Genomic DNA, 24,602 nt, shown 5'->3' with positions numbered 1-24,602 from the left:
TCCTTTGCGGCAACCACCGCGCGCTGTTTTGCGGCGGCTTTTATGCGCTCAAAATCAAAGCCTTTATCCATAAACTCGTCTAAAATTTTAAATTGCGGATCGCTAAGCGGCTTTGCAAGCCCCGAAACTAGCACGACGCCCTCTACTGCGCCGCTTGCGGCACTGCTTTGTAAGAAATTTAAGATCGTAGGGCAGCCGAGGCTGTGTCCGACCAGATAAACTTCGCCTTCAAATTTTACGCTTTCTCGCAGAGTTTTCAGCCACTCATCAAGCCTTGGGTGCGCAGGCGTGGGCATCGTTAAAATTTCCGCCCTCGCGCCCGATTTTTCGATCTCGTCTTTGAGCCAGGCAAACCAATGGCTTTTAGGCGAAGCGTCGTAGCCGTGCACGATATAGACGCACTTTTGCATATTTTCTCCTTTAAATTTAAGCCCTTTGCGCGCAAATTTTAAAATTTCAATCCGCGCCCTAGCCCTTGCAAATCGTGATTTTATCGGCAAATTTACCCAAAAAATGATACCCTGAGCCCGCCTGCGCGATGATATCGAGCACCGCGTCCGCATCCCGCACGAGCGTGCCGCCCGCAAAGTCCACGCCGCGCTCAAACAGCGCCTGCGGCAGTAGCGGCGTGGTAGGCCCCACGAGCACGAGCTTGGCGCCGCTTTTTTTCAGACGCAAAAGCCCACCCAGCGTGTCGTTGATGAGCGTCGTAGCCGTGATTATCACGTTATCTGCGCGCGGCACGACGCTTGCGGCCTCACTTGCGGGCAGGTAAAACGGCAGCTCTGCCTGCTTGAGCGTGCTTTTGTCAAGCTCTAAAATTTTAAAATCCGCGCCATTTTTCATCAGCGTCTTGATATAGGGCACCAGTGCGCCCACGACGACGCTAAAGCTGCCGCGCTCGATCTGCAGCTGCTCAAAGGGATCGGCGCCGAATTTCACGTCGTAATCCGCGCAGATTTTATCAAAACACGCCCTTCCAAGCGCATTTAGCGCGGCGAGCGCGAGCGTCTTTTTAAGCGGCGCGGCGGAGCCCAGATCGCGCAGCAGATAGCGCACGCTTTTGCCTGCGATATTGCCCGAATCGGGCATCGCGCTTGCTTGCGAGGGGCAGCAAACGGCGCCCGATAGGGACTTTAGCGGCGTATAGCTAAGCCCGCACGCGCCTCCTTGCAGCTTCACGCCGCTAAAAAATAGCCCCACGACCGCGCGCTCGATCTTAAGATCCAGCACCTCCACTCCTAAAATTTCTTTCGCACGCTCCAGCGTCTGATCTAAAATTTCGCTCATTTTAGCTCCTTTAATGTGGAATTTAGCGCCATTATAGCTTAAAATTTCGGCGCCCGTATTGATATAAATTTATTGATCGCACAACGGGCGACACCCAAGAAGACGCGAGTTAAATTTAACGCAAGCGGCAGGCGCGAGATAAAATTTTACGTAGCGAGCGCGTATCGTTACGACTTGGAATTTTAAAAGCGCGGTGCGGCTTTAAAATTTGAAACGTGCGGACAAACATGAAATTTTAATCGGTCAGGTAAATTTAAAATTTTAACGAGCGAGTGCGGCTTGGAATTTTAAAAAGTGCCGTGCAGCTTTAAAATTTAAAGTATATGGATAAACATGAAATTTTAAGCGAGCGGGTAAATTCAAAATTTTAACGAGCCAGAGCGGTTTAAAAATTTTAAACTAGTCGGCGGTGCGGGCGGATCAAATTTACGAGAGCAAGCCGATGCGAACTCAGGCAAATACGAGCTAAATTCTATAAGAGCGGACGAGTAAGAGTTCGGATTGGGCGGGTCAAATTTCAATTAATACGAATGGACGCGAGCTCGGGCAAATGCGAGCAAATTTAATAATTGTGAGCGAACGCAGACTCGGACGCGAGCTAAATTTAACGAAAGCGGCAAGCGTGGGTAAAATTAAGCGGCAGGCCGTATCTGCGACAAGTCGTGCCTGCTGCGGAGTTAAATTTTATTTCTACCTGCCGCACGGCTAAATTTTATTTCATATCCGCCGAAGGGTTAAATTTTATTTCCCATCCATAGCGGGGCTAAATTTCATTTTCCTATCCGCCGCGAGGCTAAATTTTATTTTCCGAAAGCAGGATGTTGATGAGCGGATTTAGCAGCGTCTCGCCGCGCGCGGCGCACAGCACGATCTCGTCGTAGTAGTAGTCGCTCCTGCCGTAGTTGTGAAACTCATACGCGCCAAAGCCATATCCCATCGGCGTGATCTCGACGCGCGAGTACCAAGCGTCCTTGGCGATGATGTATCTTTCGGTGTCTTGCGAATAAACCCACACCACGATCTCATCTCTGTTTTTTTGCCGCATCAGCCACATAAAGACGTTTGCGATGTCATTGAAAAAATATGTATCGCCGTTTGGCATAACGGCCTGGGCGGTGTTATACAGATCGTTTATCACCGTGCCGCTCTCGTGGCATAGGTATTTGCCAAATTCGATCTGCAGCGGCTTCTTATCCGTATTGCCGTGGCGGACGGAAATTTTGGATTCGGCTATATCCATAGACGATATCAGTAGCCCCATCACGCAAGCGAGCAAAACCGCGGCAAAAATTTTCTTAATCATAGCAGCGCACCCCGCACGAAGTAGTATTTGACGACGTAGGCGCTGCAGATGAGTGCGTTTAGAATGAGCCAGAACGAGGAGTATTTAAGCAGGTGGGTGTAGGCGCGCTTGGTGATGAGCTCCGTTAAAAACGGCACGATGCCGAAAAATATACCCAAAAACAGCGAGCCCCAGATCGCATAGCCGACGAAGTAATAATCCTTCAAAAGCATGCAATACGGGCATTTGTGATTGGGCTGCTCGTAAACGTAAAGCCCGAAAAAATAGGTGATCGCGTAGTATGCGACGAACAAAAAGAGCAAATTTAAAGCAAAGCTCGCCATCGACTGCTTTAAGAAATTTAAGATCAAAATGGCGCCCAATATCGCGTAGAAAAAAGTCGCCAAAAGCGCCTGCGTGTAGCCGAATGGGAGCTTCGGCGCGCGAAATACGACCGAGCAGCAAAACACCGGCACGCGCAGCGGGATATTGGTAAAAAATAGAATTTCTAAAATAAACTCCGCCAAAACGCCCGTAAAAAGGATGGTAAAGATCAGGTATTTGCGCTTTAGATAGGGAAATTTGCCCGCTTTAAGATCGAGGCTGTTTAAAATAAGCCAGAGCCCAAAGCCGAAGATCAGTAAAATTTTTAAAAGCAGCAGGATGTTGCCGTAGCGGTTCGAGCCCACGACGCCTGCAGAGCACATCGCGCCGGGCACGATTGAAGAGAGCTCGTTTAGGCAGAGCGCAAAAAATATAAACAAAATGATCTTGCACGCTATCGTGAAGAACAAAATGGTGTTGATGAGATAGTTTCTTTTCTCCAGGGCGTATTGTAAATTTGAGGTGGCGTTAAAGTCCCAGTAGCGCATGATCCGCACGATATGAAACTGCGAGATCGCCATCAGCGCTATTACGATCAGCTCCACGGCCAAAAACGCGATCACGCTACCCGATAAAAATACGCTCATGCTGAAATTTCTCCATCTTTTAAAAAGACGTATCGATCCACAAAGCTTAGCTCGTCGAAGAGTATATCGTGCGTCGCGATCAAAACGGTCTTTTTAAGCTCTTTGAGCTTTGAGAGCATCTCGATAAAGCCGAGCGAGTTTTGTTTGTCTAAATTTGCCGTCGGCTCGTCGGCTAAGATGATCTGCGGCCCCATCACGAGCGCCCTAGCGATAGCGCAGCGCTGCTTCTCGCCGCCGCTAAGGCTGGAGACGATCTGATCTTTTTTATGCGCGATATTAGCGATCTGCATCGCTTCATCTATGCGCGCGCCAAGCTCATCTCTGCTCAGCCGCTCGAGACTAAGCGGCGCAAGGACGTTTTTATAGACGCTAAGCGCCTCAAGCAGGTTGAAAGACTGAAAGATGAAGCCGATTTTTTTATGGCGATACGCTGAGCTTTCGATATCAGCGAGCTTGGAGACGTTTGCGCCGTCCACTAAAACCTCACCGCTACTCGGCTTAGCAAGCGCGCCTATGATGGATAGAAGCGTGCTTTTGCCGCTGCCGCTGACCCCTTTTAAGATTACGATCTGCCCCTCTTCGACGCTTAGGCTTATGTTTTTCAAAGCGCGAAATTCATTCGCCCTGCCCTCGTTGTAAATTTTAAAAAGCTGCTTGATCTCTATCTTGCTCATTTGACCGCCTCGCTCATATCGCCTATAGCGATGCGCCAGGATGGGATGATGACGAAGGCTAAAAACGGGATCACGCTAAAGACGAAGATCAAAAAGAGCATATTAAAATTTATCGCGGGGGTGAAGGTGATGAAATTTCGCAACTCGCCGCCTAAGAATATATCGCGCAGAAGCGGCGCATCCAGGATAAAAACATAAGCATACGCGCCCGCGACGCCGAGCAGATAAGCGCTTAGCGAGACGATGAAATTTTGAATAAATTTCATCGCGATGATGTCCTTTATACAAAAGCCGATGCTGCGCAAGATCGCGATCTCCTTTTTCTTCTCGCCGTACGCGAGCGAAATTTGATTTTTTAGCAAGATGAAAAATGAGATCATCGCCACGGCGTAAAGCACCATAAAAATTCCACCCTTGTAATAATACAGATGCCTCACTTCGGCCACCGCGTCCTCGGCGCTAAGAGCTTGCGTGTTGGGGTATAAATTTACGATCTTAAGCGCTACTTCGCTTACTTCGTTGGGGTTGGGCACGCTTACGTAGAGCTTGGTGTATTCGCCCTCTTTGAGGCTTAGCACCTCGCGTGCGGTATCGGGGTTTAGATAGATCACGTCGTTTGAGACGATGCTGCTTTCGTGCGGCGAAATTTTATTGATCTTAATCGCGATTAGGCGCTGTTCGGTTAAGAAGTGAAACTCATCCTCGTAGTACCACTCGCCCATCGCCGCCTTTACCCCCTCGCCTACGATCATTTCGTTTTCGCTCAGGCTTTCGTCGCCTACGATATGAAACCAAACGCGCTTTTGAGCGAAGTAATACATCCCGTCCACGGCGCCCTGCACTTCGCTGACGCCCGCGATTTTGGAGATATCGTAGATATAGCCGTCGTGCATCAGATCGCGTTTGCCCGCGCGTAGAGCCTCTACTACGATGTCGGGTCTGAGCTTGATGACCTTTTCAAGATCGTTTTGAATGGAGCCCGAGATGAACAGCACTGAGCTTAAAACAAAAACGATAAATGCAAAGATCGCGAAGCTAAAAGCGTGATCGGCTCTATCTTTTCGCAGCAGAGTTACGGAGTAGTCTATGAAATTTTTACTTATCATAGACGAACTCCGCGTAGGCTTTGCTCTTAAAGCTGCTTGAGAGCCGCACGTCCTTTATCTCGCGTGCGAGCTTTTGCAGGCACTGCTCGCCCTTTGCGCGATCAAAGCTTACATAATGCACCGCAATGAGCGCGTAAAGGGCGGCAAAAAAGATCATTAAAGCGCAAATGAGCCTCATAGCCCTTCTATTACGCTCTCTTGAATTTCGTCAAATTTAAGCACGCTCTTGCCTCCGTGATCTTTAGCGAAGGTCTTAGCCGCGCTCTCGCTATCAAACGCAATGAGCTCGTCGCCCATCGGTCCTAAGACGTCGGAGCCGAGCACGAAAAAGGCGCTTTTAGCATCGATCTTGTGTAACTTGTAGTAGTCGGTTACGAAAATTTTATCAAAGCCCTTGCCCTTTTCGAAGTAGTACTTCATCAGGTCTTTTACGCCGTCAAAATACAGGTTCTCGCCGCCCTGAACCTCTATCATCGCCGCCCAGTTAGGGTTTTTACCCACTAGCATGCCGCATACCGGGCATTTAGCGCCTTCCGGCACGACGATCTTTTCAGGTTTTTTCGCTTTTGCATCTTTACCGCTGCTGCCTAAATTTACCGGCGCATCCCATAGATACAGCGCCGCGGCTTGTAGGTGCTTGTCGTACTCAGGCTCCTTGCTAGCACCCTTTGCGTCGCAAGTCTTTTTGAGATGAGCTTTGAGCTCGGAGATGGCTTTGAAGCTTTTAGCGTCCGTTTTAGCGCAGTTTGTTTCGTAAAATTCTTTACCGTGCGCGTAAACGCCGCCCTCGCGTTTGGCTTTGATCATCTTGTTATCGCCCTCGAAATCCTGCCCCGCAATCTCGTAGGCTTTGGCGAAGCTCATTATCTCGCCGCCGTTTTCGGCTTGGAATTCCTTGGCGTCGGCTTCGGTTGAAAAGGCGTATTTGCTATTACGCGTCATCGTGCCTTTGACCTTGCTGCCCACGACGTAAAAGGCTTTATTTACGTCGATCAAATTTAGATTTTTCGTATCTACTACCTGTGCATCGCTTGGAATTTTGCCGCCCGTAATCTCGTACAAGCAGTGCAGAGAAGCTACTTGCTTGCCGTTCCAAACGTGATTAGTTTTATAGAATTTAACCAAATTCATTCCGCAAACGGCGCAGTATTCTTTGCCCTCGCCGCTTCCTACAAGCGTAGCCTTGCTCGGATCCACGCTTTGAAACATAGGATTTGCCGGCTTATTAGCCCCATCCATCGAGGCGCCGCAAACGAGCGCAACAAGCGCGGTCGAAGCTAAAAACGAACGTAAAATCATACTATCTCCTTAAAATTTTGATGTTTTAAATTTACTTACTAATCGAGTTTAAAAATTCCAAATTCTCGCAGCCCATCTTGATGCCGCCGTCGCAGCTTTTTTTGAAAAACTCTTTTGCTTTGGCGTTATCGGACTTCACTCCTTTTCCTTCGGCATACATTATGGCTAGGTTATTGCAGCCGTCGAAGTGGCCGAGGTTGCACGCCTTTTCATACTGCTGCTTTGCCTGCTTATAATCCTGGCCCACCCCCTGCCCGAAGGCGTATAGATAGCCTAGGTTGTTGCAGCCGATGCCGATGTCGCCGCCGCAAGCCTTTTCGTAAAAAATTTTAGCCTTTGCGAAGCTTTGCTCGACGCCCTCGCCCTTTAGATACAGATAGCCCAGGTTGTTGCAGCCCATCATATCGCCGTAGGTGCAGGCCTTCTCATAAAGGCTCGCCGCCTTGGCGACATCCTTTGCAAGCCCGGCGCCGTTTGCGTATAAAAGTCCGAGCGAGGTGCAGCCTTCGTTATCTTTGCAGGCTTTTTCGTAATAAGCCGCGGCTTTGGTAAAATTTTGATCCGCGCCGTTGCCGCTTTCGTAGATATAGCCTAGATTGTTGCACGCAAGCGCAAATTTAGCGCTGCACGCCTTCTCGTAGAGGCTGATCGCTTTTTCGAAATTTTTCTCTACGTTGCCGGTGCCCTCAAAATACAAAACGGCTAGATTATAGCATCCCGAAGCTTTATTTTCCAAACCGCACGCTCGCTCGTAAATTTCTGCGAGTTTTTTATGATCGCCGCTTTGCTGAGCTTGAATGCCCTCGCTGATAAAGCCCGCATTTGCCGCGGCAGCCAAGGCTAACGCTATTAGAAATTTTTTCAAATTTACTCCTTTATATCGTTTTTACGTCCCTGCCCCTGAAGGCAAGAGCGATTATTAAAAAGACCGCCGCTATTATACAATAAAACGGCGCGGGTATCTGCGGCGCATCTCCCGCAGCGTAAGAGTGCATGCCGGTGAGGTAGAAATTTACGCCGAAATAGGTCATTATGATCGAGCTATACGCGAGCGTCGAACTCACGCAATAAACATAGATCGAACCGAGTTTCGGGATAAGCTTTAGATGCAGCACGATCGCATAGACAATGATCGAGACATACGACCAAGTCTCTTTGCTATCCCAGCCCCAGTATCGCCCCCAACTCTCATTCGCCCACACGCCGCCGAAGAAATTTCCGAGCGTCAGCATCGAAAGCCCCACTATGAGGCTGATCTCGTTGATCGCCGTTATATATCTGATCTGAGCATTGAGCCGTTCGCGATTGGCGCCGTTTTTAAGCGCCATCAAAATAAGAGCCAAAAGCCCAAGCAGGCAGCTAAGCCCTAAAAATCCGTAGCTAGCCGTGATAACCGAGACGTGGATGCTAAGCCAATAGGATTTTAGCACTGGCACGAGGTTGGTAATCTGCGGATTTACGAAGCTCATATGCGCTACCAGCATCACAATGCTGGCTAGCAAGCAGCTCGCGCTTAGCGTAAGCAGGGACTTTCTAAAAAATATGATCCCTGCAAGCGCCGCCGACCAGCCGATGTATATCATCGATTCATAGCTATCGCTCCACGGCGCGTGAGCCGCTACATACCAGCGCAGCGCAAGCGCAAGGGTATGTGCCGCAAAGCTTGTGGCAAAGGCCGCAAATAAAATTTTTTGCACGAGCGTGAAGCGCTTACCGCAAAGCGCGCCCAAAAGCGCCAATATTAGAGCTACGCCGCCTAGGATCATATAGCAATAAACTAGCTTTTTAAAAACCGAAGCTTTGTTGTAAAACACCTCGGCTTTGACGCGGCTAACGCTTGGAAGAATAGCCGCCGAGGTCGCTCTTTGGTAGTTTTTCAGCTCTGCAAGCGCGCCGTCCGCTTTAGCCCAATCATTATCCGAAATTCCATCTTGCAGACCGTTTAGATAGTCGTTTAGCACGCCTTTGATCTGCGGAGCGATACTATAATCCGCAAAGGCGTCGTTCGGCGAGAGCCAGGTATTTTGCGGGTCGTTCGGCACGGGGATAAATTTAAAAAACACCCCTCTAAAGGTCAGATACGCGATGTTTAGCCGCTCGTCGAATTTAATCAGCTCGTTATCAAGCACGCCGCGGCGCGAGGCGCTTTTTTCATTCGCCTCGTCCAGGGCGCGCGCGAGCTTGTAGTTGCCGTTTTCATCAAAGACCGAATTAAAGCTCGCATATCGCTCCTGCGGCGCTAAGCCCAGCATCTTTTTGATCTCGTCGTTTTTGATCTTAATGATCTTTTGATCGCGCCAGAACGCGGGATTTAGGCTCATGCCCAAGATCATCTGCTCGGCGCTTAAGCCGTAAAGCCCCTCCGTGCCCGAAATTTTATTTACGATCTCGCTTGCTTCGGTGCTAAGCGGCTTAATTCTACCCATGTAATCTTGCACCAAAAGCTCTGCAAACGCGCCGTTTGCGTGAACGCGCGAGTTAGCTTTAAGGTTTTGCAGATAGTTTTCATCCGCGGCGCGAAGCTCAATGCTGAAAAAAAGCGGCGCAATCAAAAGAAGCGCGGCAGGCGCGTTGTTTTTGATAAATTTAGCGAGCTTTTTAAACCTGCTGCCCGCGGTAAAAAGATTACCGATAAATCCGACGCAAAGCAAGAAATAGCCGAAGTAAGTGGGGATTTTACCCGGATCGCGATTAAGCTCCAGCACCGTGCCCAGCTCGTCCGTGTCGTAGGAGGATTGAAAGAGCTTAAAGCCGCCAAAGTTTAGCGGATGGTTCATATAAATTTCATGCTCCCCCACGCTCTTGCCCTCTTTTAAAATTTCAACGTCGCTGGCGTAGGATGACGGACTTTGCGAGCCAGGATAGCGCTCGAGCTTAAATTTCAAAAGCTTTACCGCAAACGGAAGCTCTATGAGTTTCGAGCCCCAGCTTAGCATTATCTCCTCGCCGTCAAAGTTTAAAATTTTAGGTTCCCCGAGCCAGCCCGCGCCGCCGCGCAGCTCTGCCTCTTGCTCGCTTCCGCCCTCAAAACCCGCCTTTACCGCAAGCGTGCCCTGTTCGCCTTTGGGCGCGGGTTTGTAGGAGCTAAATTTGACGGTGAAGCTTTTAGAATTTATACTTTGCGTGAAGCTAAAATGGTTATCGTCGATCTGAGATAAGCTTAGCGGGTGCTCAAACAGCGCGTCTTGCGTGCGGATTTGCAAGTATGGTTTGACGCTTACCATCTCGTTTTCGCTCTCGCCCTCTCTTACGTGCAGCACGCCCTCGGTGCCGAAATAGCGCGTCAGCGCCGCGCCGATAAAGATGACGATAAATGCCGCATGAAGCACGAAAGAGCCGAAGCGGCGCCACATTTTGGTTTTAATTATAATGCCGAGCAGGCTAAGCGTCGCAGCGCCCATGACGCACTCATACCAGCGCGCCTCATAGACTAAAATTTTAGCCGTTTGCGTGTCATAGATGCTCTCTAAAAAGGTCGCGACGCCGGCACCTGCGGCTAGAATAAAAAGGAGGCAGAGCGCGAACTTGTAAGAGATGAAAAATTTTAATATTTTTAGCGCGCTCATTAACCCTCCGCAGTTTTACATTATTATATCGTAAGTTTGTCCTGCGTATAGTATAAACATTCTAAGAAGTAATACTCCGACCACGCTGGCAAGCGCGCTAACGTAGAACGCAAATGCGGTGTGAGCGATCTTTTTGCCCAGTGCGAAATTTAAAACTAGCGGTACGCAAAAGCCTACGCCCACGACGCCTAGCCAAAACATCTTCGCATAAAATCCCTCGCTAAATGCGACGCTGGCGGCTTTTTGCACGTCGCTGCCCGTTACTAGCGAGACGAAAATCATGCCGATTAGTAAAATTTCCATCGCTAAAACCGGCCACTCGACCGCGTGCAAGGTTTTTAGATCGCCGTCGTGCAGCTCAGCTTTAAAGAAAAGCGCGGCTATTAGGCTAGATCCCGCGATGCCCGCCGATAAGCCAGACGCCACGAAAAGCGCAGGCAAAACGGCTGTATTAAGGATAGGAAATCTAACTAAAACCGAGATCAAAAAGCCGGTATAGGCGCAGATCGCGACCGCAAAAACTAGCGTAAGCGCAAGAAGCAGCGGGTGAAGCGCGTTTAAAATTTTCATTACGAGCGTGAAAAGCCCCTTTAAAAAAGTAAGTCTGCGCGATAAAAATCCGCTAAGATCAGCTTCAAACGCATAAAGGCAGGCTACGAAGCTAAGCGGGATATAGACGCAAAGCGCCGCCACGCCCACGGACATAACCGAAGTAAAGTTGTAATTGATCAAAATTTTCCAAAAAAGAAGCGGTCGCTCTAAATCGGCTACCAGACAAACCATACCGAGTAAGATCGCTACGAAAGATAGCAGCGACGCAGCCTTAAATAGCGGCGTGCTTTCGGTCTGTTTTTTGTAAAATTTAACTAGGAGCGCAACTACTAAAGCGCCGCCGCTCATACCTGCTAGCAAAAGATAGACCGCGATCGGCCAGCCCCACTCCACGCCGTACGAGAAGGTCGCAGTAAAATTTATAGCTCCGTTCATATCACACTCCTAGTTTTACCGCAGGAATATAGCGCAGGCTCGGCTTCGTGCCGCACTCAGGATGCATGCGCAGGCTGTCTTTTACGCGAAGTAGCTTGCTGATGTGCGAGCTTTCGTCATTTAGATCGCCGAATACGATCGCCTCGTATCTGCACGCCTCGATACAGGCGGGCTCGTGACCGTCTTTTAAATTCGTATCCAAGCAGAAGTTGCAGCTCTCCGCGGCTTTGGTATCGTGATTTATAAAGCGCACGTCGTAAGGACAGGCGACGATGCAGTATTTACAGGCGATGCAATCATCGGTGTTCATCGTCGTTATGCCCGTTTTTTCGTCCTTGTGACAGGCCTTGGTCGGGCAAACTTTTACGCACGGCGCATCCTCGCACTGCTGGCAAGAAACCCTAACATAGCGCTTTTCTTTCAAATTTAGCGGATCGGTTTTGTCCTGGATAAAAAGCCTCATTTGACCTTTCGGAACCGAATTTACCTTTTTACAGGCGATCTCGCAATCGGTACAGCCCACGCATTTGTTCTGATCGAATATCATGCCGTAGTGCGGCTTTTTCGGCTCTTGCTTTTTGACGCTTGCGTTTGCGTCTTGCGCGCTTTTATCCGCGCCGTCGCCGCTTTGCGCAAGTAAATTTGAGGCGATTGCGCCAAGCCCCAAAGAGCCGAGTGCGGCGGATTTTATAAAATTTCTTCTTTGCTTTTGCATATTCTCCTCCGACTAAATTTAAGCAAAACTACTTTGTTTTATTCGCGTCGTGAAAGCTTTTAGCCTCGCTCTCGCTAAGCTTTTTCGCCGCATCGGCAAGCTCGCCGGGCTTTAAAACTTTTAGTAATTCGGCTTCAAAAATCACCACAGAACCCGCAGGAATTCTATCTACGTCCACGTTGCCATAGGCTAAATTACTAGGGATTGTAAATTTATATTTCGAGCCCGTATTCATCAAAAGCAATCCCTCGCGCAATCCGTCGATTAAGCCTATCATAGAAAGATGCGCCGGAATTTTAGACGCGAAAGTATCGTCAAATACGCTACCGTTCGTCAAATACGCCTTGTAGTTCATCACTACTACGCTCTCAGGCTTTGGCTTTTCGCCCATACCTAGCTTTAGAATTTCATATTGAAGACCGGATTTTGTGGTTTTAACGTCCGGATTTTTGGCATTTTTCGCCATAAATTCCTTGCCTGCTTTTAAATTTTTATCAAGCTCCGCTTTGGAATTTGTTTCTACGATCTTATTTAGTTTATCGGCTCTTTGATTCAAAAGCGCAATAATTTCCTCATCTTTTAGTTTCTGCTGCTTTTTAAGAGCGTCCAAAAACCCCTCTATCACCGCATCTAAGTCATATTTGACACCTAACGCGGCTTGTGAATGCAGCTGGTTTGAAACATAGCTTCCTGTAGAAGCTCCGATGCTATAAGATTCTTTTTGTTCTTGCGTAGTTAAATTCGCGCCCAACGCGCAGCTTGCCAAAACGATAGGCAAGAAAATTTTTAGTCTTTTTTGCATACATTTGCCTTTTAAATTTCGGGGCCGCGAACTTACGCGACCCCGAAAGAATTATAAATTATTATTTAGAATTCTTTGAGCCTCTTTGATATACTCTTTAGCGGCTTCTAGCCTTTGCTTAGTATATTTAAAGCCATGCATACCCCATGAGCCGTCTTTTTCGATAAGATCGACGGTGTCTTGAGCTTTTTCTATTAGCTCGTAAACGCGAGTTTTATCGCTGGAGTTAAGCTTTTTAGTCTCAAGGATAGAGTAAATTCCTTGAATACCGATCTTAACTTGCGAGAAGTCGCTCTTAATCGGAGTTTGCCAGCCCATAACCTCATCGTAAACCTGCTTTTGGTTCTTGAAGTGAAGTGTCTCTTTTAGCTCGGAAACGACAGGGCTATGGCAGCCTTTGGTATCTTGCATATCTTTATCCGCCCACGAGGTTCTCGCGCACGACCACATAAGATCGACGAAATTTCGTCCATCTTTATTTCTTTGGAAGTGCCAATCTTTCGCATCTCTTGGACCTTTAGCGGCATCGCCTGCGACTAGAGATTTTCTAGCAGGATCGATGTCGATCTTCCAGATGTGCGATCTTCTTTGAGTATCGAATCCCGCGTTGTCTTGAAACTGAATAGCGTAGAAGTTCTCGCAGCTCATCATAAACGGCATGTGGCAAGATGCGCAGGTATTGTCTTTATGCGTATCGGCTCTTGCGGCGATGTAGGCTTGCTCTTGGTGGCAATCTTTGCACTCTTTTGTGATCTTAGGCTTTGTATAAAACGCGCTCAAATAGCCCTGCTCGGAGTTATAATTTACGCCCTTGACGGTTTTATCGCCAACTACCGGTCCGGTATTATCGTGCGGATCGTGGCAGGTTACGCAGCGCATACCCTTCTCGTAGTGAGCGGTGAAGTATGATTGAGAGCCCTCAGAGCCGCAGCCTGGACCCATAGATTTAAATTTAGAGCTAAGAGATAGATCGGGATTTCCGTTGTTTAGCGGATTAGCACGAGCTAAATCAGGGCTATAGTTAAATCTTTGGTGGCAGCGTTCGCAGTTTGAGGTTCTAAAATTTGTAGCGCCGTCAAGGTGACCGCCCGCTCCATGACACTCTTCGCAGGTGATACCCTTGGAGATAGTGTGCTTTTGAAGCTCTTTTGCGTTACCCAAAGCAGCATAGAATTCTTTTTTAGTTTTAAAATCGAATTTGAATGGGTGGCAGACTTCGCAATACGAGCTGTTTGCTTGGAAAAACATCGATTTTTTATATTTCGCAGCATACGACGCAAGACCTCTTACGTAACCGCCGTTATCGCCGTATTCCTCAAGCGTGCCCGGGAATTCCGGAACGATCTTTTTGATCTTTTTGACCGTCTCATCGTCTAAATTTAACGCCCAAGTCCTTTGGAATTGGTTGCCACCGGCTACGATTTGACCGGTGCCATCTCTTAGCAAGCCGCCCTCTACGTGATAGGTTCCGCGTAGAAGCCACGCATCTACGTAGCCAAATTTTGTCCTTAGATGCCCCACGGTCGCATAAATTACGTCAGGGGTAATACCTTTTGGAAGGATCGACGCCGTATCCGGACTAAATACAGGATCGGTTAGGTTGTTATTAACCTCCGGGTGCTCGCCCGGGAAGCGGATAGTAGTGGCGTGGCGCGATCTGCTCCATGTCTCATACTGCGCAGGGTGGCACTCGCCGCATTTTTCAGGACCTATGAATTTATTCGGAAATTGCAAAGAAGAGCCCGCAGGGATTCTATACATCATAGAGCTATAGCCCTTGCCGTCGTCTCTTTTGCTCGCCTTTGAAAAGTCAAATCCATGCCCTTCCGCAAGCCACTCCAAACCTCGGTCGTGTACATCCATCTTACCGACCGTCTTACCGCCGTATTTGGTAAAAATCGGGTGATTTTTAAATAGCCAGTCATACATCTCTCGCTCTTCTACGACGTAGTCCTGCAAGGATATGACGCCTCTGCTTTGCAACGTGCCCTTAGGATTTGCGATGACGTCGCGCGATTTTTGCGACATTTCCATCTCATGCCCCATGCCTTCATCAGCACAGGCTCCTGCGGCAAAAATGCTAATACAGGCTAGCGCGCCTAGTAGCATCTTATTCCATTTTTTCATGGCTCCTCCTTTGAAAATCGAAATTTTAAATTAGCAAAGTTCTACGCTCAAAATAATATCAACAAAAAAGGGTGAAAAAGGGAGAAATTTAATGAAGTCTAAATTTAACGAAAAGAGATCGTAAATATCGCGCCTTCATCGGAATTTGCAGCGCTTATGCTCCCTCCATTTTTTTCGATTATCATCTTGCTCATATATAGCCCTAGCCCGCTGCCCTGCTGTTTTGTCGTAAAGTGCGGCTCAAAAATTTTATCTAGCTGCGCTTCGTCGATGCGGCTTGCGTTATTTTCGATCGTGATTACCCGCTCGCCCTGTTTTAAAAACGAGCGGATTTTAATCTCGCGCCGTTTAAGCGGTACGTCCAAAAACGCCTCCTTTGCGTTGTTTATGATATTTATTAGCACCTGGATGAGCTCGTTTACGTTGCCGTAAAGGGTGAAATTTTCCTCTATCCGCACGCTTATATCGATGACGTGTTTTTTAAGCGAGGCGTTTAAAATTTTACGCGCCTGCTCGATCGCCTCGCTGGCGCTAAATTCCCTCTTCGGCATGTTTGGGTTGAAGAAATTTTTAAAATCCTCGATCGTATCGCTCATAAATTTCACCTGCTCGCCCGCGTCCCTAATGCCGCCTTCGAGCCTTTCTTTTGATAGCTTGCCCCGCTCGTTGTAAAGCTCTAAATTTATGAGCGTGGAGCTGATCTGCGATAGCGGCTGGCGCCACTGGTGTGAGATATTGCCAATCATCTCGCCCATGAGCGCGAGGCGGCTTTGATTTATCAGTAAAAGCTGCGTTTGCATCTTTAAAGTCGCGTTTTTTTTGTGAATTTTATAGATACAAAATATACAGATCAAAAATACCACAAGCAAGCTTAGGCCGCTAACGACAAACTCTTTGGTGTGATAGAGCAGAATGCTTTTTATCGGAATTTTAAAGCTTATCATCGCGATCGTATCGCCTAGACCGCCTTTGAAATTTCCCACATCGCCGTAGAGCTCTTGCATCTTTTTAGGCGCTGCGTTGATGCTGTGGCACTCGGTGCACGAAGGCTGGGAGTTTGTTATCGGCAGGCTCAAAAGATACGAGGCGCCGCCTTTATCATAGATGACTCTGGAGTATTCTTTATATTTGTTTTCTTTAAAGCCCTCTAAAATTTCATTCTCAAACTCGCTTCCCTCGTGCTCCGGATTGAGCGGATCGGTGGCGACGAGCTTGTAGTCGTAGTTGATGTTTTCTTTGGCGAGCTGAATTTTATAAATTTCGCGCGTTATGTAGGTCGAGGACATCAGCCTCGGATCGAAAAAATCCTCACTCAGAAGCTTTTTTTCCTTAAGCTCGTTTATTAGCGGGCGCTGCACGGTCGAGACGTAGTCGCGCACCGCATTCATCGTATCTAGGATATAAAACGCCTCGCGCCTCGTGTCCTTTAGCGCAAGCTCGCGGTAGAAGTTAAAAACCAAAGCCGTAATTACGATATATAGCAGCACGAAAAGCGCTACGATAAATTTAAATTTATACTTCAAAGAGATACCCCACCGCATATAAATTTTTGATCACGTCCTTGCCGATCTTGCGGCGTAGCTCTTTGACGATCGCCTTGATCGCCTCCTTGCTGGGCTGCTCGAACTCCCACATGTAGTCGAATAGCTGCTCGTAGGTTATAGTTTGATTTTTGCGCGCTAAGAAGTACTCCAAAAGCTTGCTCTCGCTTTTGGAAAGATGACAGGCGCTGTCTTTGACGTAGATGATCTTTTTGGCAAAATCATACTTCAGCTCGCTGCTTATGCTAAATATCGGCGCGTGATTTATCAGCTCCGCAGCGACGTCTTGCAGCGCCTTTATAAAGGCGTTTTTGTCGTACGGCTTAGGCAGATACCTAGTGATCTTAAGCTCCACCGCCCGCCACAGATACTCCTGCTCGGTGTGGCTCGAAAGTATCACGATCGGCACGCCGATACCCGCGGCCCGGATCTTTTTAACGACCTCTAGCCCGTCCATATGCGGCACGCCGATATCAAAAACCAGCGCGTCGTACGAGCCGCTCATCGCCTCATCAAGCGCCTCCAGCCCGTCCTTAACCCCTACTACTTCGCCAAAAAACAGCTGCAGCGATTCGGTTATATTTTTTAAAATCCCGGGCTCATCCTCTAGACAAAGAACCCTTTTATTGGACAAAACGTCCAATAATTCGTAATCTTGCATACTCTATCCGCCTCCAAGCTTAGCACATTTCATTCTTAATCGTCTCTTAAAATATAACTCGCTTAAATTATATAAATTTAGCATTAAACTAACGTTAAAAAATATACCAAAGCGGTTTGCACGCAAATTTAAACCTGCAACCGCCTATGTGCGAGCTTTGCGCCTGCATAAGTTGGATAAAAATATCACAAGAACATAAAAAGGCGGGACGATAAGCTTGATATTAAATTTTACCGCCTCGCAGGCGGTATATGAAAGGCGGTAAAATTCTATTTTAGAGGTGCTTGAATATGCATTTCGCAGACAAAGGTAATCAAATCCATAAAGATCTATCAGCTCCGCAGCTCGGCGGAATAGAATTTAAAATTTAGCCCAAGCCGGGCATGCTAAAGTTAATGTGAATGCTCCATCTTTGAGTGATCCATGCCGCCATGATCCATGTTCTCCATCGAGCCATGATTCATATGCGAATGATCCATCCCCTCCATCGAACCCATATCGTGGCTCATCCCACTCATCGAGCCATGATCCATCATAGAATGATCCATGCCGCTCATACCTGGATCGGTCATTCCAAAAATCATCGCGACGTGTCCTAGCACCAAAAATACAATCAGCGCCAAGAAATGAAATTTAAGCCTAGCTCTAAATTCCGCTCCTTTTGCGATAACTCCGAGCTCCAAAAGTAGCAGCACTAGCGCAGGCAGCGCCGCCGCTACGTATGCCGCCAAAGCTAAGGCGTCCGCAGCACCACGCAAATGAATGACGGGCAAAATTTTAACCGCTACGTAAATGATTAATATCGTAAAATAAGCGCCGAGAATGATGCTAAGGCATTTATTGATTTTTAGTGCCAAAGAGCCCTCCTTCGCGCGGTACAAGCTAAAAAATTCGCTCGCTACTATCGCTTCTGCTAAGCCCATCGGCACCGCCATAAATAAAATCAAATTCCACGGCTGATTTGCCATCAAAAGTTCCATGTAATTCGTCATTGCCATGTTTTCTCCTTATTTTAGTTTAAAGGGCGCAATTCTAGCAGCTTTCGGTAAAAAATTTTAAAACGATAGACAGGATTAGGCAAATCTTTAATCTTATATCTTTCCGCAAAATGATTTGAGCTGCGTCTTAAAGCTCGCTCACAAATATTAAATTTATCTCGCTTTACACGCCGCCTCTTCGTATCTAACGCGAAATTTAGAAAATTTATATTTGCAGATGCAGATACATTAAATTTAGCCGAAACGCTTTAAATTCCGTAAAATTTCAGTTTTACAAAGATAGAATTACAAAATTTTTTTAAAAGGATTTAAAATGAAAAACACCCTCTTATTCGCCTGCGCAGCGCTGTTTGTATGCGCTTGCTCCAATCCTGAGCATCCAAAGCCCGGCGTTTCGTATTGCAGCGAGCCTAAAATGGATGAAGCATCGCATCAGATGATTCAAATTTGCGGCGAAAGCGAGGATCCGCAAATCGAAAATATGCAGTGCAACGAAAACGGACTTTGCTTCGGCACCGCAAAAATCAGGTAGCCGAAGCGTCTTGCGAGCACTAGCGCTAAATTTAACTATTTCAAAGCCAAGATCGAGCGCCCGCAAGCGGTCTAAATCGCGCTTTAAAATTTTGCTTGCAATTTAAATTTAGTCTCACTTCAAGCGCTAATGCGTTTTATCTATCTTATTTTTAGCTGCGTCCGCCGATTGATCGAGCTGCTCTTGGCGTGATAAAATTTTAAAATTTCATCGCCAAGCACGGCGCGTAATTAGGATTTAAAAACAAGCGCGGGTCAAATTTCATAAGTTTAAAATTTTAAAGCGGCATGCAATTTAAAATTTTACGCTTCTTGAATGCTAGCGGTGCAAAATTTCGCGCAAGCTCAAAATCCGCGCTAGGAGATTTCATGCCGCTGCAAAATTTCTAGATCACCTCTGCTAAGTAGAATTTTTGGCGGTGCAGATGGGGGCGCAAAATCTGCGCTATCTAATCCTGCATGGATCACACCCTCCCAAATTCCTATGCCGCACGCCGAGACTCATAATCTAATCTCGCTACAAGATCGCTTGCGAAATAGTACAACATCCTTAGTCGCATAGCGTAGCCTTGCTCACTGCGTGGTCGAGGTCCGTAGCTGTAGTGTGAAATGGCGCAAAATTCTTTGCCGTGCAATCGAAGTTCTCGGCACAAAAAGACGCGGTATCCTCTACCGACGGTGCGAGTTTATAGTCTAACTCGCACTTTAGAATTCCGCCTCAAACTCATTGCTTAAAATTTCGTCTCAAAAGCCACGTATTAAAAATTTTGCTTTATCTTTACGGCTTAAAATTTCGTACGGATCGCACCGAGCGAAATCTCACCACTGCGCGACGCAAGCTTAAAATTTCAGCGTCGTGCTCGCCGCATATTAAATTCTGCTTCACTATTACGACTTAAATTCTATCACAAGCCTGCAGATTTAAAATTTTGTCTCAAGTAGCACTGTAAAATTTCTACCCTCTCTAGGTAGATACCTCTCCGTGCCTGTACCGCTTGCCGCTTAACGGCGACGCTATATCTTTGCCGATAGCAACCCTCGCACAGGGCGCCTGCCACAGCCCATAGAAAATAAAGCGCGCCGCCTGCTCAATCGCCGCCTCTAAAAAATTTTAAGCGACCGCAAAATTTTAAAATTTAAAAGCAGCCTGCGATTAAGCCGATTTTTATAAATTTGGATTTGCTTTGCAATGCACAATCTGGCGAATAAGGCGCAACTCTAAGTTACGCAGCTAGCTTTACACCAGCTGCTTAAACATCTCGATCTGTTCCTTCGTAAGCTCGATCAAATCATCGTTTGCGTATTTAAGCGATGTCTCCAGGCTTGCGATGAGCTCCTTACGGACGAAGCTCACGCTAAAAAGCGTCGCCCAAAATCGCGCTCCGCTGCCCGTGCTCGGATCCTCCAAGACCGCTCTAATCGCAGCTACCGCAGCAGCATCGTCCGCCGCACCTAGCACCTCGTCCACGAGTGGATATTCACCTGCGCCGTCGCCCTCGTTTAGCGAGCGCAAAAGCGGCTCAAGCGCCTCGTCGCAGGGATTATCACGCAAAAACTCCCGTACCGCGCGAAACTCTGCCGCGAGCTGATCCGAAAGCTGCGCAGGCATCGGCTGATGAAGTCTCAAAAAGTCTAATGCCGTTTGCTTGTCCATAAAATTCCTTTTAAATGATATGCGCGATTGTAGCTAATTTTGGATTGCGAAGAGATAAATTTACTCTAATTTATCAGCCACTTCCGTCATAAATTCTCAATGATCTTAAATAATTAGACAGTGATTTTGTAGTGGCTTTTAGGGGCGATTTTTGATGGGCTTTGCGGATTACGAAATAAAATTCCAAAATTTTGTGTAAATAAAAAAGCCCCCGCAAAATGCAGGGGCTTACAAGCTTGATCTGTTTGGTCCGGCAGAATTTAGCAGACTAAGAAGGATTATTCCTCGATCTTGCCGGTTTTGATGCGGCGCTCGTAGATTTCGCGCATCTCTCTGATGTCGTTTTTGACCTCGAATACGCCGTGCCAATGCGAATAATCAGGTCCGCCCATTAGCGCGCCTTGGCGCATTCTGCGACCCTCGTGATGCCATGAAACATAATAGATTCGCTGGAACGCATCCGCCCAAGGATCGTCTTTTAGAAGTTTCTTTTCCTTAAGCTCTTTTAGCATCTTAGTCGCTTCGTCGTTGTAAACGTTATATAGAAGTACCTGCTTATCGCCCGCTTCAAAGAAATTATTCGTGTGGGTGCTTGCGTGGCACTCTTTGCAGACTTGCTTCATCTCGGCACGCGCTGCCTCAGGACCGTTTAGGTTACCCGCCAAAGGATTGCCGACGTTTAGTTTGCCGGTATTTAAAAACTCGCTTACCGCGGTCTCATTACCGCCGGTGCGTAGATTGCTCTTAGGCTGCCACAAATTCCACTTCAAGCGTTGAGATACGTTGTGAGTGGAGTTTAGATCGCCCACACCGCCGCTAATATGGCAGGTTGCACATGTAGGAGCGCGGTAGTCAGGAACTGCCCAAGTACCAGGAGCGCTATCGAATTTCCATTCATTGCCTTCAGCGTTAAATACATGTCCGTGCATCGAGTTATTGTAAATTTCGATATCCGGATGATCAGGTCCTAAGTGGCAAGATGCGCAAGCAGCAGGCTTACGAGCTTCAGCAATCGAAAATTTATGACCCGAGTGGCATGATTTGCATCCGCCTACGCTACCGTCCGGATAAACCGTACCGATGCCGTAAACGGGCCAGGTCTCTTTGGTAGGCTTGTTATGCTCATCCATTTTAACGACGCTACCGTGGCATTGAGAGCAGCCGGTAATATCAGGTGCATGTTTAAGATCAGGGATATCACGTCCTTCGTAGTGATACATTAGATCAACCATTCCTTTGTTGGCTTGCATTTGCATAGCGCCTCTTGCGTGACCGCTGTTTTCAAACTCTTTAACCTCGTTGCTGTGGCATTTGGCACAGGTTTTTGGGCTAACTAGCACCGAAATATGATTGTCTGTGTCTTTCGGATGCGGCTCTTTAGCTGCCATAGGGCTATCTGCTGGCTGCGAGTGGCAGTCGGTACAGCTAACGCCTACGTGAGCGTGGCGACTCATCTTCCAATCCGCAACGACGCCCGGAGTTTTTTCGGCATGGCACTCGACGCAGCGTCTAGCTAGCGGCGTAAGCTGCCTATTTACCTTTAAATTCTTCGTAAGACTAACGTTTACAGAATTGCTTACGTTCGCGTCCGACGCGGACATATTCGCATGCTGCGCGGGCATTTCTGCGAATGCAAACGATGCGATACAGGCTATTAAAATAGCGACTTTTTTTAGCATTGCTTCTCCTTTACTTGGTTTTGTTATTTTCTCGGTTGTATTTATCCCAATATTTGGTAATCTCTATACCCATATTTTTGTGGCCGACGTTTTCGTGGCACTGCACGCAGGTTTTGCCGGTAGTGCCCGCGAAATAATCCCTATGCGCGAGCCAGGCTTTATTTACTTGGTTATTCTGCTCTTTTAAATTTCGATGGCAGCTTAGACAGCCGCTTTCATAAACGAAATGATTTCGCTCCTTGCGTTTTTCTTGCCAGTCGATCTTATCGGCATCGGTAAAGACCGTTTTGTAGACATCATTTGCGGAGGTTAGAGCTTTAGTCCAAAGATACATAAAGGTATTTTCATGAGAAACGTGACAGGCGACGCAATCGGCCTTGAAGCCTTGCGGGTTATTGCCGCCGTGAACATCGTTGTGAAATGCGTTTGCCATCGGCTGCATCGTATGACAGGATACGCAGAATTTATCGGTGCCCGTAAGGTGAACCATCTCCGCAATCCCAAGAGAAAGTATCATTCCTATAAGCACACAAGCGCCCACTAGCAGCACAAGAGTTTTCTTTTTCATAGGTTTCCTTGATTTTAAAATTTCTTCGCAAAATTTTTAGTATTTGATAATTCGAAAAGTGGTATTTTATTATAAAAAGATTAAAAACCGCTTATTTTCTAGCCTTTTGTTAAAATTTATTAAATGAAGATAAAATTTTAAACTAAGTTTTTAGTTTAACGGAATATAATCCATTAAAATTTCAATACAAGGAGAGATCATGAAAACGATCCAAGCGGATGAAATTACCAAAGTAGTCAGCGAGCTTTGCAAAAAAGCCTGTTATCAAGTCACGCCCGACATGCGCGCAGCATTTGAGAAAGCGCGCGAGAACGAGACTTCGCCTATCGGCAAAGATATCTTAGGCAAGCTCTTACAAAATGCCGATTTGGCGGCGAAAGAGGTCGCGCCGATCTGCCAAGATACCGGTATGACGGTGGTTTTTGTCGAACTCGGTCAGGATGTGCATATCGAGGGCGGATATCTGGAGGACGCTATCAACGCAGGCGTCGCGGACGGCTACGTAGGCGGCTATCTGCGTAAATCCGTGGTCGCAGAGCCGCTTTTTGAGCGCAAAAACACCACAAACAATACCCCCGCGGTCATCAATACCCGCATCGTCCCCGGCGACAAGCTTAAGATTAAAGTAGCCCCGAAGGGCTTCGGCAGCGAAAACAAATCGGTACTAAAAATGCTCGTTCCTGCAGACGGCATCGAGGGGGTAAAAAAGGTATTTTTAGAGGCTGTTAAATACGCAGGTCCTAACGCTTGCCCTCCTATGGTCGTAGGCGTCGGTATCGGCGGCACGATGGATAAGGCGGCGCTTTTGGCCAAGCAAGCCGCGGTTCGCTCGATCGACAGCAGAAATCCCGACGAGCGCTACGCCAAGCTAGAGGATGAGCTGCTGGAGATGGCGCGCGCTACGGGCGTCGGTCCGCAGGGCTTGGGCGGCATAAATACCGCCGTTAAGGTAAATGTAGAGTGGTATCCGACCCACATAGCAGGGCTTCCGGTCGCCGTTAATATCAACTGCCACGCGGCTCGCCATGCCGATGCCGAACTATAAGGAGGAAATCATGTCAGAAGTTAAAAGAATTACCGCACCTTTCGATAAAAGCGTAGTAAAAAGCCTAAGGGCGGGCGATAACGTCCTAATCAGCGGCACCATCATCGCAGCTCGCGATGCCGCGCACAAGGCTCTAACCGAAACCCTCGCTCGCGGCGAGAAGCTACCCGTAAACTTAGCGGGCGAGACGATATACTATTTGGGGCCGACCCCTGCCAAACCGGGTCAGGCAATCGGTGCTGCAGGGCCTACGACTAGCGGACGCATGGATAAATATACTCCTACGATGATAAACGAAGTGGGCATCAACGGCATGATCGGCAAGGGCTACCGCAGCGACGCCGTCGTCGAGGCGATGAAAAAATCCGGCTGCGTCTATATGGTCGCTATCGGCGGTGCGGGCGCGCTGATTAGCCAAAGCATCAAAAAGTACGAAGTGCTGGCCTATCCAGAGCTAGGACCTGAGGCGGTCGCGAGACTTACGGTCGAGGACTTCCCTGCTATCGTAGCGATCGATAGCGAGGGCAATAACTTCTACGAAGTCGGACAGGCGCCTTATAGAAAAATCTAAATTTTGCTAGTGACGTCCGCGCAGTGCTTTTGCGGCGCGGGCGTTCGTAAATTTATCGGCGTCCGCTCGGGCACCCTAAATTTCGCAGCATAAATTACGGCGTCTATTTCGCGAAATTTTACGCTGTCACGCAGTGAAATTTTATAGCAAATTTAAATCGCGTCCGTAAAATTTTGTCTCTCTTACGGCGCGGAATTTTTAAAATTTTGCGCCGCTTAAATTTCTACAGAAATTCCGTCTTTGCTCCATTTAAACAATCAGCCGCTAAAATTTAATCGCAAATTTATCCAAGTCTAAATTTTAAAATTCCGGCGCCGTTCGTAAGCAAATTTAAAGCCCGCAAGCGTCATAATCCATCTCAAATTTAAAAGGAGCGAGATGAGCGCGAGCGAGCTGGAGCAGATCAGACTGGGGCTTTTGTATAAGGCGAAAAGAAATACGATCTTCGCGGCGGCGTGCATGCTCGGCTACGGCGCGTTTTTGTTATACAAGCTACGCGACGGAGGAGAGATGGCAGATTTGTTGTCTCTTATCG

General features: G+C 47.6%; 23 protein-coding genes. 3 read left to right on the top strand and 20 right to left on the bottom strand.

The window, feature by feature from the left end:
- From Q0140_RS06700 to Q0140_RS06620, 17 genes are all read right to left on the bottom strand, one after another.
- Window positions 1–410, bottom strand: a 410-nt coding sequence (locus Q0140_RS06700; RefSeq protein WP_297963032.1) for an alpha/beta hydrolase, incomplete at its 3' end; no start/stop codon positions are given.
- A gap of 58 nt (window positions 411–468) precedes the next feature.
- Window positions 469–1,290 (bottom strand): DUF364 domain-containing protein, encoded by an 822-nt coding sequence (locus Q0140_RS06695; RefSeq protein WP_297963029.1) that lies wholly within the window; start codon window positions 1,288–1,290, stop codon window positions 469–471.
- Window positions 1,291–2,083: 793 nt separating this feature from the next.
- Window positions 2,084–2,593 carry a hypothetical protein gene (locus Q0140_RS06690; protein ID WP_297963026.1) on the bottom strand — a complete coding sequence of 170 codons (510 nt, stop codon included), beginning with the start codon at window positions 2,591–2,593 and terminating at the stop codon, window positions 2,084–2,086.
- Window positions 2,590–3,543, bottom strand: a complete 954-nt coding sequence (locus Q0140_RS06685; RefSeq protein WP_297941331.1) for a hypothetical protein — start codon at window positions 3,541–3,543, stop codon at window positions 2,590–2,592. The genes Q0140_RS06690 and Q0140_RS06685 overlap by 4 nt, the downstream gene beginning before the upstream one ends.
- Window positions 3,540–4,217, bottom strand: a complete 678-nt coding sequence (locus Q0140_RS06680; protein ID WP_297963023.1) for an ABC transporter ATP-binding protein — start codon at window positions 4,215–4,217, stop codon at window positions 3,540–3,542. The genes Q0140_RS06685 and Q0140_RS06680 overlap by 4 nt, the downstream gene beginning before the upstream one ends.
- Window positions 4,214–5,323: an FtsX-like permease family protein gene (locus Q0140_RS06675; protein WP_297963020.1), complete on the bottom strand. Its 1,110-nt coding sequence runs from the start codon at window positions 5,321–5,323 to the stop codon at window positions 4,214–4,216. Before Q0140_RS06675 ends, Q0140_RS06680 begins: the two co-directional genes overlap by 4 nt.
- The gene (locus tag Q0140_RS06670; RefSeq protein ID WP_295098450.1) at window positions 5,313–5,501 is read right to left on the bottom strand and encodes a hypothetical protein; all 189 of its coding nucleotides are present in this window, start codon (window positions 5,499–5,501) and stop codon (window positions 5,313–5,315) included. Before Q0140_RS06670 ends, Q0140_RS06675 begins: the two co-directional genes overlap by 11 nt.
- Window positions 5,498–6,622, bottom strand: a complete 1,125-nt coding sequence (locus Q0140_RS06665; RefSeq protein ID WP_297963017.1) for a nitrous oxide reductase accessory protein NosL — start codon at window positions 6,620–6,622, stop codon at window positions 5,498–5,500. Before Q0140_RS06665 ends, Q0140_RS06670 begins: the two co-directional genes overlap by 4 nt.
- A 31-nt stretch (window positions 6,623–6,653) precedes the next feature.
- Window positions 6,654–7,487, bottom strand: a complete 834-nt coding sequence (locus Q0140_RS06660) for a tetratricopeptide repeat protein (protein WP_297963014.1) — start codon at window positions 7,485–7,487, stop codon at window positions 6,654–6,656.
- Window positions 7,488–7,497: 10 nt separating this feature from the next.
- A complete protein-coding gene (gene ccsA, locus Q0140_RS06655; RefSeq protein ID WP_297963011.1) occupies window positions 7,498–10,188 on the bottom strand; it encodes a cytochrome c biogenesis protein CcsA in 2,691 nt (896 codons plus the stop codon).
- 15 nt (window positions 10,189–10,203) lie between these two features.
- Window positions 10,204–11,175: an NrfD/PsrC family molybdoenzyme membrane anchor subunit gene (gene nrfD, locus Q0140_RS06650; RefSeq protein ID WP_297963008.1), complete on the bottom strand. Its 972-nt coding sequence runs from the start codon at window positions 11,173–11,175 to the stop codon at window positions 10,204–10,206.
- Between the two features lies 1 nt (window position 11,176).
- Entirely contained in the window at window positions 11,177–11,890 is a 714-nt protein-coding gene (locus tag Q0140_RS06645; protein WP_297963005.1) for a 4Fe-4S dicluster domain-containing protein, read from the bottom strand.
- 28 nt (window positions 11,891–11,918) lie between these two features.
- Window positions 11,919–12,692, bottom strand: coding sequence for an FKBP-type peptidyl-prolyl cis-trans isomerase N-terminal domain-containing protein (locus tag Q0140_RS06640; protein WP_005870892.1), 774 nt, complete (start codon window positions 12,690–12,692; stop codon window positions 11,919–11,921).
- Between the two features lie 51 nt (window positions 12,693–12,743).
- Window positions 12,744–14,819, bottom strand: coding sequence for a cytochrome C (locus tag Q0140_RS06635; protein WP_291940175.1), 2,076 nt, complete (start codon window positions 14,817–14,819; stop codon window positions 12,744–12,746).
- Window positions 14,820–14,923: 104 nt separating this feature from the next.
- On the bottom strand, window positions 14,924–16,342 hold the full coding sequence (locus tag Q0140_RS06630) for a DUF3365 domain-containing protein (protein WP_297963001.1): 1,419 nt from the start codon (window positions 16,340–16,342) through the stop codon (window positions 14,924–14,926).
- Window positions 16,332–17,021, bottom strand: a complete 690-nt coding sequence (locus Q0140_RS06625; protein WP_297962998.1) for a response regulator transcription factor — start codon at window positions 17,019–17,021, stop codon at window positions 16,332–16,334. Before Q0140_RS06625 ends, Q0140_RS06630 begins: the two co-directional genes overlap by 11 nt.
- 392 nt (window positions 17,022–17,413) lie before the next feature.
- Complete coding sequence (locus Q0140_RS06620) at window positions 17,414–18,019, bottom strand: DUF6803 family protein (protein ID WP_297962996.1); 606 nt, start codon at window positions 18,017–18,019, stop codon at window positions 17,414–17,416.
- 313 nt (window positions 18,020–18,332) lie between these two features.
- On the opposite strand from Q0140_RS06620, the gene Q0140_RS06615 reads away from it, so the two are divergent.
- Complete coding sequence (locus Q0140_RS06615) at window positions 18,333–18,551, top strand: hypothetical protein (protein WP_297962993.1); 219 nt, start codon at window positions 18,333–18,335, stop codon at window positions 18,549–18,551.
- A 1,236-nt stretch (window positions 18,552–19,787) separates the two neighbouring features.
- Here the strand turns inward: Q0140_RS06615 and Q0140_RS06610 are convergent.
- The 3 genes from Q0140_RS06610 to Q0140_RS06600 all read right to left on the bottom strand — a co-directional run bounded on the left by Q0140_RS06610 (window position 19,788) and on the right by Q0140_RS06600 (window position 22,451).
- Window positions 19,788–20,204, bottom strand: coding sequence for a hypothetical protein (locus Q0140_RS06610; RefSeq protein WP_297962990.1), 417 nt, complete (start codon window positions 20,202–20,204; stop codon window positions 19,788–19,790).
- Window positions 20,205–20,482: 278 nt separating this feature from the next.
- Window positions 20,483–21,883 (bottom strand): multiheme c-type cytochrome, encoded by a 1,401-nt coding sequence (locus Q0140_RS06605; RefSeq protein WP_297962986.1) that lies wholly within the window; start codon window positions 21,881–21,883, stop codon window positions 20,483–20,485.
- 10 nt (window positions 21,884–21,893) lie between these two features.
- Window positions 21,894–22,451, bottom strand: coding sequence for a NapC/NirT family cytochrome c (locus Q0140_RS06600; RefSeq protein WP_291940163.1), 558 nt, complete (start codon window positions 22,449–22,451; stop codon window positions 21,894–21,896).
- Between the two features lie 199 nt (window positions 22,452–22,650).
- Between Q0140_RS06600 and Q0140_RS06595 the strand changes: the two genes are divergently transcribed.
- Together Q0140_RS06595 and Q0140_RS06590 are read left to right on the top strand one after the other, a co-directional pair.
- The gene (locus Q0140_RS06595) at window positions 22,651–23,496 is read left to right on the top strand and encodes a fumarate hydratase (protein ID WP_297962983.1); all 846 of its coding nucleotides are present in this window, start codon (window positions 22,651–22,653) and stop codon (window positions 23,494–23,496) included.
- Between the two features lie 10 nt (window positions 23,497–23,506).
- Window positions 23,507–24,067 (top strand): Fe-S-containing hydro-lyase, encoded by a 561-nt coding sequence (locus Q0140_RS06590; protein ID WP_297962980.1) that lies wholly within the window; start codon window positions 23,507–23,509, stop codon window positions 24,065–24,067.
- Window positions 24,068–24,602: the final 535 nt, after the last annotated feature.

Origin of the sequence: uncultured Campylobacter sp. (assembly GCF_938045405.1) — a bacterium.
Lineage (GTDB): Bacteria > Campylobacterota > Campylobacteria > Campylobacterales > Campylobacteraceae > Campylobacter_B.
Note: the sequence above shows the minus strand (reverse complement) of the source record. Positions and strands in the feature narration are given on the sequence as shown.